Source organism: Amycolatopsis japonica, assembly GCF_000732925.1.
GTDB lineage: Bacteria > Actinomycetota > Actinomycetes > Mycobacteriales > Pseudonocardiaceae > Amycolatopsis > Amycolatopsis japonica.
Window position 1 is genome coordinate 8,538,000 of record NZ_CP008953.1, and the last position, 12,216, is coordinate 8,550,215.

Genomic DNA, 12,216 nt, shown 5'->3' on the forward strand with positions numbered 1-12,216 from the left:
CATCAACCCGACGAGTGCACGGCGCAGTCGGAGGGCCTCAGAGCGATGCTTGAGGCCCTCCGAAGAGGAGCTACGGCTTCGGCGGGTAAGCCCCGAAGATCTTCTCCAGGTAGTCGGCCAGGTCCCAGAACGCGTCCTGGACCGGGTTGCCCGCGCTCGGCCGGAAACGCAGCACCTGCGGGTCGTGGTCGCTCGCCTGCTTCGCGAACTCGGCGTTCAGGTGCACGACGTCGTAGTCGAGACCGCGCGGCGCGTTCGACGCCAGGATGTGGTCGAGCACCTGCGACTGGCCCTCGAAAACGTAGCTGTACCGCTCGTTTTCGGGCAGCGACGCGATGAGGTCCTTCAGTGCGCCACCGGCGGTCAGCGTCTTCACGGCGGGCGAGAACGGGTAGTCGTTCAGGTCGCCGGCGACGACGATGTTCGCGTTCTTGTCCGAAGCGAGCAGCTTGTCGACGAAGCCGCGGAGCAGGGTCGCCTGCTTGGCCCGCTGCACTTCGGAACTCCGGACCGGCGGCTGGTTGCGGCCGTGCGTCGGCTGGTCGCCGCCCTTGGAGTTGAAGTGGTTCGCGATGACGAACACGGTGCGCCCGTGGAAGACGAACTCGCCGACCAGCGGTTTCCGGCTGGCTTCCCACGCCTCGTTCCCGGGCTCGACGCGGCCGGGCGAGACGGTCAGATGGGTCTTGCCGCGCTCCTTCACCACGCCGACCGGGGTGGTCGCGTCGCCGCCGGTTCGATCCACAAAGGACACACGCGCCGGGTTGAACAGGAAGCCCACGCGGATGTTCCCGCCGGGCTGGCCGCCGTCCTTGCCGTTCTCCGGGTCGATCTGACGCCATTCGTAGCGCGGGCCACCGGCGGCGACGATCGCGTCGGTGAACTTCTTCAGCGTCTGGTCTGCGGCGACGGTGCCGTCGTTCGTCGGCCCGTTGTTGTCCTGGATCTCTTCCAGGTTCAGGATGTCCGGCTTCGCGAGGTTGGTGGCGATGGCCTTCGCCAGCTCACCGAACTTCTCGTCACTGTCCAAAGCGGACAGATTCTCGACGTTGTAGGTCGCCACGGAGAGCTCACCACTGCGCTGCGCGCGGGTGCTCTCGCGCTGCAAGCCGTTGTCCTTGGCGGCGCCGAGCTTCGTCGCGAACAGCGTGTAGCCGCCGAAGTTGCTGTACTCGACCGGGCCGGACGTCTCGCCGGTGAGCATGTCACCGGTGTTGACCTTCGGGAACGGCTGCTGGGCGAACGGGATCAGCGACGCGACCTTGAGCACGCCGGTGTTGAGCCGGTCGTAGTCCAGGTACACCGCGCCACCGCGGACGCTCGGGTTCTGCTTCGGCTTGGTGGTCACGTAAAGCTCGTTGAACGACGACGTCGGGCCGACGACGCGGGCGTCCGAGACGCTGACGATCTCGCTCTCGTGCGTCTCCCAGAAGTCCAGCGAGTACTTCGCGGGCTCCAGCGGCAACGGCTCGATGCTGCCGCCCGGCGCGGGGGCGACGGTGTCCGGGACCGTGTCCGGCGTGACGACGGTCGGTGCGGGCAAGGCGTTCCCGTTGGAGCCGACCGTCCACTGTGCACTCGTCAGCTCGGTGAGCGACTGGTACGGCGAGCTCGCGGGCGCGTCCGGGTAGAACTCGCGGACGGTGCCGGTGGCGGTCACCGCGTCACCGACGGCCACGGCGGGCGTGGTCGAGCCGGTGAAGACGAACAGCCCCTCGCTGGTGCGCGGGTCGGCGTCGGGCGCGGGGTCGGTGATCCAGAACCCGCGCGCCGAGCCGAAGCTCCGGATCGCGGTGACGACGCCGGTGACCCCGGCGACCTTCCGGTCCTTGAGCGGCGAGATCCGCGTGGTGCCCTGGATGTCGTGGATCTTGGCGTCGACCGGCGGCGGACCGGTCTCGCCCGGCGTCTCACCCTTGCCGTTGGTCGGCGTGGGCGCGCCGGAGGTGAAGTCGGCGGCGTTGTCGTCGGTGTCCGCGAGCGTCGTACCCCTGGCGACGGACGCGGTGTTGGACGGCGCGGGCGCCGCGGCACCCTCACGGATGACGGCGGTGGAACCGAAGCCCACCAGATCCTTGATGCGGCTGTCGGCGGCGCAGTCGGCGGCCGTCTTGCAGGTCAGGGCCATGGTGCCCTGGACGAGCGCGATGGTGCCGGCGGTCGCGGACAGGGCCAGCGAACCGGTGGCGTCCGGCGTCGGCAGCGCGACCGTGCCGCCCGAGCCCTTCGCCTGCGCGATGAGGTACCGCGCGCCCGGCGCGACGCTGCCGGTCAGCGGCGTGACCTGCCAGCTGTTCCCCGACGCGGGCGCGTACTGGACGCTGAAGCCGTCGAGGCTCACGGCGGCCGCGCCGCGGTTCGCGAGTTCGACGAAGTCGTTGGTCAGCGTGGCGCCCGAGTTGCCGCCACCGCCGTAGACCTCGGCGATCACGGCGTCGGCGCTGGGCGCGGCGAGCGCGGCCGGAGCGGTCATGCCGCTCACGACCAGGCCCGAGGCGACGGCCACGGTCAGGGCCCGCCTCCGGGCAGCACGTCGGGATGTGGTCACGCTGAGTCCCCTTTTCGCAAGATCGGTCGAGGCATACTCCCCCGAACAAGTGAAATGAGGAAGACGTCAAGACAACGATTCGTCACCACTAGCCCGTTCGGATCCTCGCGTGAGAAGATCGAGCTCCGCCGCCTGCCACACTCCAGGAGGCGTTTTTCATGCGCGGACTGCTTTGCGCGCTCGTCGCGGCCGGTCTCGTGATCCCGGTTCCCGCGGCGACCGCCGCACCACCACCCGGCAAGGTCGCGTTCGACGTGATGACCCCGGCGAGCACCGTCGCGTCCCGCACCGACCGGCGGCCGAACGCGGGCGGGCTCTTCGACCCGGTCGCGCGCAAGACCTTCATCTCGTGGTCCGGCAAGGCCGCGGACACCTACGTCCAGGCCTACGACCACCGGACCGGCGTCTGGACGGCGCCGAAGAAGATCGCCGACGGCGAGTCCGATCCGCACAACTACCCGACGATGCTGCTGGCGGGCGACGGGCATCTGCTGATCTTCCGCGGCATGCACAACACGCGGACCGTGATCAGCCGGGCGCCGCGCGCCCATTCCCTCGACGGCACCTGGACCGACACCGAGGTGCCCGAGGGTGATTCGGCGAGCTACCCGATGCCGGTGAAGACCGTCGACGGCACGCTTTTCCTGTTCTACCGTGAGACCACCAACGAACTGGACCCGGCGGCGAACTCCGACTTCCGCCCGATGAAGTACCTCGTCTCCCGCGATCACGGGAAGACGTGGAGGAACTCCGTGCAGCTGACCGGGAAGCGGTGGGCGTTCGGCTCGCTGGGCCGGGCCGACCACATGGACGAGATCTACGTCGGGCAGCTGCGGTACGTGCCGTCGTCCGGGCGGATCCACTTCGCCTACACGCTCGCCGGCGGCGGGCCGTCGCAGCACAAACACGACGTCTACCACCGAAACGTCTATCACCTGTCGTTCGACGTGCGGAGCCTGCACTTCTTCTCCGCGGCAGGCCGCGACCTCGGCACGCAGGTCGACGACGCCGAGCAGGAGCGGTATCTCAAGGTCGTCGAAACGCCGCTCGAACTCCCCGGCGGGCTCAAGTCGCCGGACTACATCCTGCAGGTCGGCACCCAGCGCGACGGCAAACCGTTCGTCACCTGGTTCCAGTTCGACGCCGCGGGCTCGCCGCGCGATTTCGCGGGCGCGTGGAACGGCCGCAACTGGGAAGTGCGCGAAGTCGCAAACGGACTCCGATTGCGTGAGATCGAGCAGCTCAATGGCGGCACTTGGCGCGTTTACGGAACACGCGACGGACAACCGGGCATCGAAACGTTCTTGCTCGAGAACGGTCGCGTCTGGACGCCGGAAACCTTGATCACCACGCCGAAACCGGTCCAGCGCGTCGAAGTGATCACCGGTTTCCGGGACCCCGCCCGCATTCTGGCGACCGGCGCGTCCAGTGCCCGTGACGTCTCCGTGGCCGACGGTGACATTTATGTCGCGGGAGCCCCACGGAAATAGCCCATTGGTGTTCCGCTGCCTTAAATGAACCTCAAGTCCGGGTCCAACCCGGCATTTCCAGAGCTACCTTGGCGACGTGAGCGAGGACACAAATCCTCCCTCACGTCGCCGGAGGAGGTGTCCGATGAACTGGCTCATCGTCGGTACGGCACTGGTTCTGCTGCTGACCACCGCCTTGGCCGTCGACCTGCGCGACCGGAAACGCGGCGGACGCCCGGTGGCCCCGTTCGGCGGGGCACGGCTCGACGCCGTCCTGCGCGAGGCCGACCTGGGCGAACGACTTCTGGACGCTCACCGGGGAGGGTGAGCCGGGGGAACTGGGGGCGCACCGCCGGTGCACGGGAACCGTCGGGGGAGGACGGAGCCCGTACACCGGCGGTGCGTCATTTCCGCCTCGCGGCACACGCGTGCCCTGTGTTCCCAAGGAGGTACAGAAGACACGGTTGGCCCTAACCGTCCTTGCCACTCACGAGTTTCTTCAAGCCGGCGACCGCCGCCTTGCCCACGCCCTTCGCGCTCGCCGCGAGGAACGTCGTCCAGTCGAAGTAGTCGCGCCACAGCACGATCCGGCCGTCGCGCACTTCGAACGTGCCGCACACCCAGAACTCGGCTTCCCACGCACCACGCCGCAGGACGTCGGTGCGCTCGGTGAGCACGATCGGGCCGTCGGCGGCGATGTGGTGGGTGCGCGCCTCGAACCCGCTTCCGTAGCGGGTCATGGCGCGCAACTGCTTCTCCACCGCCGAAAGGCCGCGCGCAGGGGGAAGCGGGACGTTCTGGTAGACGATGTCGATCGCGACGAAGCCCAGCGCGCGGTCGATGTCGAACTCTTCGAGGGCCTGAAGGAAACCGGTCACCACGGTCTTCGGATCCGTCATGTCAGCCAAGGCTGATCCGGTTTTGAACCGGCGGAAGGTCACAGCCGTATCACAGGGCGGAGGGGCCGGTTTTCCCTGACTACGGAGGTATCGATGCGACGGCGACTGCCGATGGCCCTGTTCGCGCTGGTCGTCTGGGTACTCGCGGGCTGCTCGACGGCCACGGGCGCCGCCCCGGCGACACCGGGCGCCAACCAGGCCGACATCACCTTCTCCCAGCAGATGGTGCCGCACCACCAGCAGTCGATCCAGGTCGCGAACCTGGCCTCGGAACGGTCGGCGTCCGAGTACGTGAAGGCCACCGCGGCCAAGATCGTCAAGGCCGAGTCGGCCGAAGTCCAGACGATGACCGCGTGGCTCCAGTCGTGGAACGCGGCCGTGCTCCCCGCGGCGGGCCACGCCGGGCACGCGATGCCGGGGATGATCACCGAAGGGCAGGTCGCGTCGCTGCAGAACCTGACCGGCGCCGAATTCGACAAGATGTGGCTCCCGCTGATGGCCGAGCATCTGCGCAACGGCGTCGCGATGGCCAAGACCGTGCTCTCCTCCGGCGAGCACGCCGAGACGAAAGCGCTGGCACAGGAGATCGTCGAGAACCAGACGGCGGCGATCGACGAGATCACGTCGCAGCTTTCCTGACCCCCTGAAGACACCGGAAGGCCCTCCGGTATTGTTCTCGGCGGTGGCGTGTCCGAGCGGCCGAAGGAGCACGACTCGAAATCGTGTGACGGTTAATACCCGTCCGTGGGTTCAAATCCCACCGCCACCGCCATATGTGCGACGTTCAAACCCCGGGTCGGGACCACCTGACCCGGGGTTTGTTCGTTCCCACGGACGTCTGACCGACCAGGAACGCCCTGCGAGAACACCGTTGTGTAGTCCTCGTCACAGACCAGCCTGGTTGATTGGTCGCTCCCTGACGAGTCGTTCCCTGAGCTCCTGGGTCAGTCGCTGCATCTGTTGTCTGAGCAGCTCCTCGGGAATGGCATCTTTCGTAGAACGCCGAAGAGCTTCTGGCGCCGCTGTTCGGCCTCTTGAATCCGCCAGCACACGTCCTCGACCGCTGTTCTCCAGCAGTACGTCATTGCCCGGGTGCACCCGTCGCCCGCGGAGTGCCCCGCATATGCGCCTCCGCCGACAGGTGACACCCCGTCTTCAGCGTCAGCATCGTGCTGGTGCCGGTCGTCGTGCCGGTCGAGGTCGAAAGCGTCAGATCCGCTCCGAAGTCATCGAGCAGGTGGAACTCTCGGAACGCAGGCTGGTTGACTTCGAAGCCCTTCTTCGTGAAGCCGTGCTTACCCGCGGCTTCGGTGAGCGCCTGCGTTGTCTTCACCCAGCTGGCTTCAGGAATTGCGTCCGGCAGGCCCCAAGTGGTGTAGGCGGTGTACACGTCGTGTACGTCGACCGCACGGAAAGCGTTACAGCCGGGCGATACTTCGGCCACCGTGCCTTGCTGCCACGCGGAGAAACCAGTGGCCTCGGTGAGCTTGGCGCGCAGGTCGGTGAGCGCTTCGTCGTACTTCGCCTGGGCCTGCTTGGCGTCCGGCCGCTTGAGGAGTTCGGTGAACTGCTGCTGGGTCGACATGCCGTCCTTGCCGTGGTCGTTGTCGAGGTAGTCCGGGCTGCTGTCGCACGCCGTGCTGGTGAGCAGGACGGCGACCGCCATCCCGGCAATCCAGCTGGTGGTTCGAGCAGCGTGCTTCATGGGTTTCACCTGGGCTTACCTCGAGATGGTCAGGTCAGGGCGGCCAGCAACGACCGCCGCCATGTTGTACTTGCTGGTGCTGTCGGTGCCATCCGGCGTGGTCAGGGTGTACTCGCTGTGCCCCGAAGAAGCAGCCAGCGGCCGGCCGTCGAGCAGCGATGCCGCTCCGTGGGTCGACAGCTGCTTCATGCCCTCCATGCTGCCGGGGTCTTCGCCGAACCGCCCATGGGTGATGTTGCCGACGTCGGCCACGGGATCGCCATCCGCCTCGAGTGTGTAGGCGCGGCCCTCCGGAACGTGCAGTCTGTCGATCGAACGGCCTCCGATGCCGTCTCCGTACGGTTGGTCAGAGATGCCGGGCGAGCCGAAGAACACGGCGTCGTCAACGCCGGTGTCACTTTGCAGCGCGATGCCGGTAGTCAGCGAGCCGTAGGAGTGCCCGAGCGCCGTGAGGTGTGGGTCATCCGGCCGGGACATGTTGATCCCTTGGTCGAAGCGGGCTAGCTTCTCGGCCCCATCCTGCGCCGCGCCGCCGCCGATGACGTCGACGTAGTCACCCAGCTTGTCGGTCGCGGGCGGCTCGTAGCCGAGCCAGGTCACCGTCGCGACCGACTTGCCGCTGAGGTCACCCACCATGCGATTGGCGCTCTCGCGCACGCTCTGCATGTCATTCACGTAGCCGTCGAGGTTCGTCTCGACCGAGGAGTTCATTCCCGGTGTGAAGACAGCTACGTGCTTCGCCGTGTCGACGTCCCCGTTGGCCACCGCGGCCTTCACCTTGTCGCCAGTGACATCGAGCGACATGAGCTGCCGGTTCGGCAGCGGCTTGCCGTCCGGGCCCACCATGATGCCTTCGACCTTGTTCAGGGCAGCGAGTCGTTCGTCGAGCTTGGCGAGCTGTTCCTGGTACCTGTGCACGCTCGGCACATCCCGGCTCGGATCCGCCGGGGCGTGGCGCATGAGCTCGGTGCGCTCGTCGAGCAGCTTCTGCTTCTCGTCCCCCAGGAGCGCGATGTTCGCCTTACTCCTGGCCCACGCCGCCACGCCATCTCGGTTGCCCACCAACCCCGGGTGATCCTTGATCAGGCGCTCTTGCTGCTGCTTTGAGAGGGAGTCCCACCAGGCGGCGTTGGCCGCCGGGCCCGCGTCGACGGCAGGCGGAGCGGGGATCGACAAGGAGCCGAGGGCTTCGCCGGCGTTTCCGGCCGCGGCCAGGCTGGTGCCTTCGCCGCTGGCGTCGATGGTGTGTCCGTTGATCGCCGGGTCGAGTACGGCGCAGAAGTCGTTGTCGACGTCTTCGGCGGAGAGCAGCGTCTGCTTCACGCGCTCGCCCAGCTCCGAAGCCACGACCTTGCGTTCGCGCTCGACGTCCTCACGCTGCTCTTCCGGGATGTCCGGCGGCAAACCGTGGTCGGTGATCGCGCCGTCGTCCCCGATTGAGAAGTTATGCGCCTTGGCCAGGCCCTCGGCTTCCTTGAGGCCGGCCAGCACGCCAGCGGCCGCATCCGCTGCATCACCACTGGCTCGGCGGATGGCCGCGATCTCGGCCGCCCACTCCTTGCCCTCTTCGATGAGGCGCTTCGATGCACCGGCCGCCGCGGTGGCCGCGGTGCCTGACCAACCGCTCGGCATCGCGGCGTTCTCAAAGTCTTCGGCGCAGGCCAGCAGCTGCAGATACTTGCCGTTGAGCGCGGCCGACATGTCAGAAAGGGCGCTCGGGTTCCAGCGTCGAAGATCTCCCCACGACACCATCAGCCGGCCTTCGGCCCGCCGTGAGAGACCGTGACGTGCAGATCTTGTTGGGCGGCCGCTTCGTTGGCGCGGTAGTTCGCCGCAGCCTTGCCGAGGTCGCCGGAGTACGCCGCCCAGGCTCCGGCCCACCGCTGGCCTTTGCCCGACCAGGCAGACTTCAACGCAGCCAGCTTGCCTGCCGAACGAGTACCGGGAAGGCCGGCATCACCCGCCGGAACCACGCCGGCGGTATCGAGCCCGCGGGCGTCATCGACCAATCGCCCGGCGGCCTTACTCGCTTCGTCGATCTCTCCGAGTACAGCTTCATAGCCAGCCATCTGCCACACCCTCCCAAGGTGACGCGTGTGCTGTCCCCGTGACCATACGACGACAGTCGGTCACCTGTGAACCACATCCGCCTAGGTCGGGGAGGGCTACTCAAGATCGGCTGAGTGGATCTACTTATGCGCGGAGCACCAGGCCTTCGTGGTGCCGAGCGACGTTTCATCGCACCGCTACAGCCGAAAGCGTTGCCGCCAAACAGCGTCTTCAACGCCCTGAAGTTCCAGACTCAGCGTGGTCTGCGAAACCCGAGACTCGCCCGACCTCCGGAGCTCGAACTCATCACGTCCGCAGCGAAGAGCCGGTCTCCACGGAGACCGGCTCTTCTGCGTTCGCGGCTACTTGTTGAACTTGTCCTTGAGGTCCTGCACGCCGCCTTCCGCGCGGTCGCGGAGGTCGTGTCCGGCCTCCTTGACCTCGCCCTTGGTCTGGTCGGCCCGGCCGGAGTTCGCGAGGTCCTGGTTGTCGGTCTTCTCGCCGAGCTTCTCCTTGGCGGCGCCGATGGCCTGCTCGGCCTTGTCCTTCGCCTTGTCGAAAACGCTCATGGCGGATATTCCTCCTTCGACTGCGGCCACCGTCTGCGGCCACCTCTCCGGAGGGTTACCCGTGCCCCGGGGTCCGACACATCCTTCACCCGGTGCGGTTACCCCGCTGCCGGTGGAAGAAGTCTTCGAGCAGGGCCGCGCATTCGGCCTCCAGGACCCCGCCGACGACCTCCGCGCGGTGGCTGAGCCGCCGGTCGCGGACGACGTCCCACAGCGACCCCACGGCCCCGGTCTTGGGCTCCCAGGCGCCGAAGACGACCTTCGCGACCCTCGCCATCACGAGGGCGCCGGCGCACATCGTGCACGGCTCCAGCGTCACCGCGAGCGTGCAGCCTTCGAGCCGCCAGCCGTCGCCGTAGATCTTCGACGCGGCCCGCAGCGCGAGGATCTCCGCGTGCGCCGTCGGATCGCCGAGTTCTTCGCGGGCGTTGCGCGCGGAAGCGAGCGGGGTCCCGTCCGGAGCAAGGACGACGGCACCGATCGGCACGTCTTCGCCCGCACCTCGCGCCGCGACGATCGCCGCCCGGACGGCGGCGATGTCGGCGACGGAGGCGGCGGGGCTCAGATCTCGTCCAGGATCTTGGTGAACTCGGCGGCGAAGCCGCATCTCTGCGCGACCATCTGGAGTTGTTCGTCCGGATAGAGGTCGACCTCGCCGACGATCACCTGCAGCTCCGCCCCGGGCAGTCCGAGGTCGGACAGGATCTCCAGGTCGCCTTCCGGCCAGACCGCGTCGTCGTCCTCGTCCGGCGGGTCGACTCTCAGCACGTCGAGGACGTCGGCGGCGATGTCGTAGTCGAGCGCCGCGGCGGCGTCGGACAACAGCAGCGACGGGCCCCTGGGGCTCGGCCGGACGATCACGAAGAACTCGTCGTCCACCGCCAGCAGCCCGAACGCGGCCCCTGTCGAACGCAGTTTGCCGAGCTCGGTGATCGCAGCGTCGAGCTCGCCGAGCGCCCCCGGATCAAGGGAACTGCACCGCCACCGACCGTCCTCCCGCACCACGGCCACCGCGAACCCCGTGATCGGCTCTTGCACCGCCATGCGCACACCGTATTCCGCCCGCATTCGGAACGCACGCACGGTGCGCCCGAAGCGCCGCATGCGCCACTATCGAGACATGACCGGACCCACCGACCTGCCCACCCTCCCCGACGCGCGCTTCGCCGGTTTGCTGGACGAAGCCCGCGCTCTCCAGACGAAAACCGTAGAGCTCCGCCGGGAGATCCACCGGAATCCGGAGATCGGCCTCGACCTGCCGAAGACCCAGGCCTCTATCAAAGCCGCCCTCGATGGCCTGCCGCTGGAGATCACCGAGGGCAAATCGACCACCTCGCTGACCGCCGTCCTCCGCGGCGGGAAGCCGGGCCCGGCGATCCTGCTCCGTGGCGACATGGACGCGTTGCCGCTGCACGAGGACACCGGGCTCGACTTCTCCTCCGAAGACGACGGCGCGATGCACGCCTGCGGGCACGACACCCACGTCGCGATGCTGGCGTCGGCCGCGCGGCTGCTCTGCGAGCACGTCGACGAGCTGGCCGGGTCGGTGGTGTTCATGTTCCAGCCCGGCGAGGAGGGCGAGCACGGCGCGCGCCACATGATCCACGAGGGCGTGCTCGACGCCGCGGGCGAGCGCGTCGAGAAGGCGTTCGGCCTGCACATCTTCACCTCGGCCGCGTCCGGCGTCGTGCAGACGCGACCGGGCCCGATCATGGCGTCGGCCAACAGCTTCCACGTCACCGTCACCGGCAGGGGCGGGCACGGCTCGGCGCCCCACCAGGCGATCGACCCGGTGCCGGCGGCGGCCGCGATGGTGAGCGCGCTGCAGACGATGGTGACTCGCAAGGTCAGCGTTTTCGAACCCGCGGTGGTGTCGGTGACCCGCATCGAGACGGGCACGACGACGAACATCATCCCGGAGACGGCGTTCCTGGAGGGCACGATCCGCACGCTGTCCGAGCGGACGCAGGCGTTCGTGCGCGAGGAACTGCCGCGGGTGTGCGAGGCGGTCGGCGCGGCGCACGGCGTCAAGGTGAGCGCCGAGGTCCTCCCCGGCTACCCGGTCACGGTGAACGATCCCCAGGTCGCGGCCCGGGTGCTGGAACTGGCGGGCGAGGTCCTCGGCGCCGGGAACTCCGAGGTCATGGAGAACCCGGTGATGGGCGCGGAGGACTTCTCGTACGTCCTGCAGCGGGTGCCGGGGGCGTTCGCGTTCCTGGGGGCCTGCCCGCCCGGCGCCGATCTGGCCACGGTGGAGGCGAACCACTCGAACCGGGTGGTCTTCGACGAGGACGCGATGGCCAACGGCGTGGCGATGTACGCCGCGTTCGCCCTGGACGCCCTTCGCTAGTCATTACACAACAGTGTTGATTTAATGGGTGCCATGAGCGATGACACCCTGGCCGCCCTGGCCGCACAGGAGGAGCGTCTGGTCTTCAGCCGGTTCGACAACGAGACCGCGCTGGAGCTGGGCGCCCACCTGCTCGCGGCGGCGCGGGACCGCGCCCTCCCGGTGACGGTCTCCGTGCGCCGCGGCGGGCAACGGCTGTTCCACGCGGCGTTGCCGGGCACCTCGGCCGACAACGACGCGTGGATCGACCGCAAGAGCCGCGTCGTCGACCGTTACGGGCACAGCTCGTTCTTCGTCGGCGAACAGTTCCGCGCGAAGGGCACGACGTTCGAGGCCGGCTCCCGCCTCGACCCGGATCTGTACGCCGCGCACGGTGGCGTGTTCCCGGTGATCGTCGAGGGAGTCGGTCCGGTCGGCACCGTCGGCGTCTCGGGCCTACCGCAGGCCGACGATCACGCGTTCGTCGTCGAGCAGCTGGAGATCTTCCTCGCCGCTACGTCCTAAGTGGACCGTGCGGCTCCGTACGTGAGTTCCGCTTCGATCACGTGGATCCGGGCCACTCACGACCCACTTGAGTCAAGCGTCCCAAGATTCAGGACAAGCGTCCCGTCGTGCTACCGTGAGACG

At 68.1% G+C, this 12,216-nt stretch carries 13 protein-coding genes and 1 tRNA gene; 6 read left to right on the forward strand and 8 right to left on the reverse strand.

From position 1 onward, the window contains the following. Positions 1 to 70: 70 nt before the first annotated feature. Positions 71 to 2,473 (reverse strand): endonuclease/exonuclease/phosphatase family protein, encoded by a 2,403-nt coding sequence (locus tag AJAP_RS39680; RefSeq protein WP_228695036.1) that lies wholly within the window; start codon positions 2,471 to 2,473, stop codon positions 71 to 73. A gap of 233 nt (positions 2,474 to 2,706) precedes the next feature. Between AJAP_RS39680 and AJAP_RS39685 the strand changes: the two genes are divergently transcribed. Both AJAP_RS39685 and AJAP_RS39690 read left to right on the forward strand, forming a co-directional pair. Continuing rightward, the gene (locus tag AJAP_RS39685; RefSeq protein ID WP_038521256.1) at positions 2,707 to 4,038 is read left to right on the forward strand and encodes a BNR-4 repeat-containing protein; all 1,332 of its coding nucleotides are present in this window, start codon (positions 2,707 to 2,709) and stop codon (positions 4,036 to 4,038) included. Between the two features lie 124 nt (positions 4,039 to 4,162). After that, a complete protein-coding gene (locus AJAP_RS39690; protein WP_037334852.1) occupies positions 4,163 to 4,345 on the forward strand; it encodes a hypothetical protein in 183 nt (60 codons plus the stop codon). Positions 4,346 to 4,487: 142 nt separating this feature from the next. Here AJAP_RS39690 and AJAP_RS39695 read toward each other — a convergent pair whose 3' ends face one another. Next, positions 4,488 to 4,916, reverse strand: a complete 429-nt coding sequence (locus AJAP_RS39695; protein WP_174492083.1) for a limonene-1,2-epoxide hydrolase family protein — start codon at positions 4,914 to 4,916, stop codon at positions 4,488 to 4,490. 93 nt (positions 4,917 to 5,009) lie between these two features. Here AJAP_RS39695 and AJAP_RS39700 point away from each other — a divergent pair, with 93 nt between their 5' ends. Together AJAP_RS39700 and AJAP_RS39705 are read left to right on the forward strand one after the other, a co-directional pair. Then, positions 5,010 to 5,555, forward strand: coding sequence for a DUF305 domain-containing protein (locus AJAP_RS39700; protein WP_038521259.1), 546 nt, complete (start codon positions 5,010 to 5,012; stop codon positions 5,553 to 5,555). 42 nt (positions 5,556 to 5,597) lie between these two features. Beyond that, a tRNA-Ser gene (locus AJAP_RS39705) sits at positions 5,598 to 5,688 on the forward strand. 309 nt (positions 5,689 to 5,997) lie between these two features. Here the strand turns inward: AJAP_RS39705 and AJAP_RS39710 are convergent. The 6 genes from AJAP_RS39710 to AJAP_RS39735 form a co-directional block, all read right to left on the reverse strand. Continuing rightward, positions 5,998 to 6,621, reverse strand: a complete 624-nt coding sequence (locus AJAP_RS39710; protein WP_084098514.1) for an LppA family lipoprotein — start codon at positions 6,619 to 6,621, stop codon at positions 5,998 to 6,000. Between the two features lie 15 nt (positions 6,622 to 6,636). Next, the gene (locus tag AJAP_RS39715) at positions 6,637 to 8,322 is read right to left on the reverse strand and encodes an alpha/beta hydrolase (protein ID WP_051972744.1); all 1,686 of its coding nucleotides are present in this window, start codon (positions 8,320 to 8,322) and stop codon (positions 6,637 to 6,639) included. Positions 8,323 to 8,372: 50 nt separating this feature from the next. Further along, entirely contained in the window at positions 8,373 to 8,690 is a 318-nt protein-coding gene (locus tag AJAP_RS39720; RefSeq protein WP_148311644.1) for a hypothetical protein, read from the reverse strand. 342 nt (positions 8,691 to 9,032) lie between these two features. Further along, positions 9,033 to 9,239: a CsbD family protein gene (locus tag AJAP_RS39725; protein ID WP_037334843.1), complete on the reverse strand. Its 207-nt coding sequence runs from the start codon at positions 9,237 to 9,239 to the stop codon at positions 9,033 to 9,035. 85 nt (positions 9,240 to 9,324) lie between these two features. Next, positions 9,325 to 9,846, reverse strand: a complete 522-nt coding sequence (locus AJAP_RS39730; protein ID WP_407639391.1) for a nucleoside deaminase — start codon at positions 9,844 to 9,846, stop codon at positions 9,325 to 9,327. Continuing rightward, entirely contained in the window at positions 9,801 to 10,283 is a 483-nt protein-coding gene (locus AJAP_RS39735) for a tRNA adenosine deaminase-associated protein (protein ID WP_197684721.1), read from the reverse strand. Before AJAP_RS39735 ends, AJAP_RS39730 begins: the two co-directional genes overlap by 46 nt. 76 nt (positions 10,284 to 10,359) lie before the next feature. Between AJAP_RS39735 and AJAP_RS39740 the strand changes: the two genes are divergently transcribed. Together AJAP_RS39740 and AJAP_RS39745 are read left to right on the forward strand one after the other, a co-directional pair. After that, positions 10,360 to 11,589 carry a M20 metallopeptidase family protein gene (locus AJAP_RS39740; RefSeq protein ID WP_038521266.1) on the forward strand — a complete coding sequence of 410 codons (1,230 nt, stop codon included), beginning with the start codon at positions 10,360 to 10,362 and terminating at the stop codon, positions 11,587 to 11,589. Between the two features lie 33 nt (positions 11,590 to 11,622). Continuing rightward, positions 11,623 to 12,093 carry a heme-degrading domain-containing protein gene (locus tag AJAP_RS39745; protein WP_038521269.1) on the forward strand — a complete coding sequence of 157 codons (471 nt, stop codon included), beginning with the start codon at positions 11,623 to 11,625 and terminating at the stop codon, positions 12,091 to 12,093. The last annotated feature ends 123 nt before the right edge of the window (positions 12,094 to 12,216 follow it).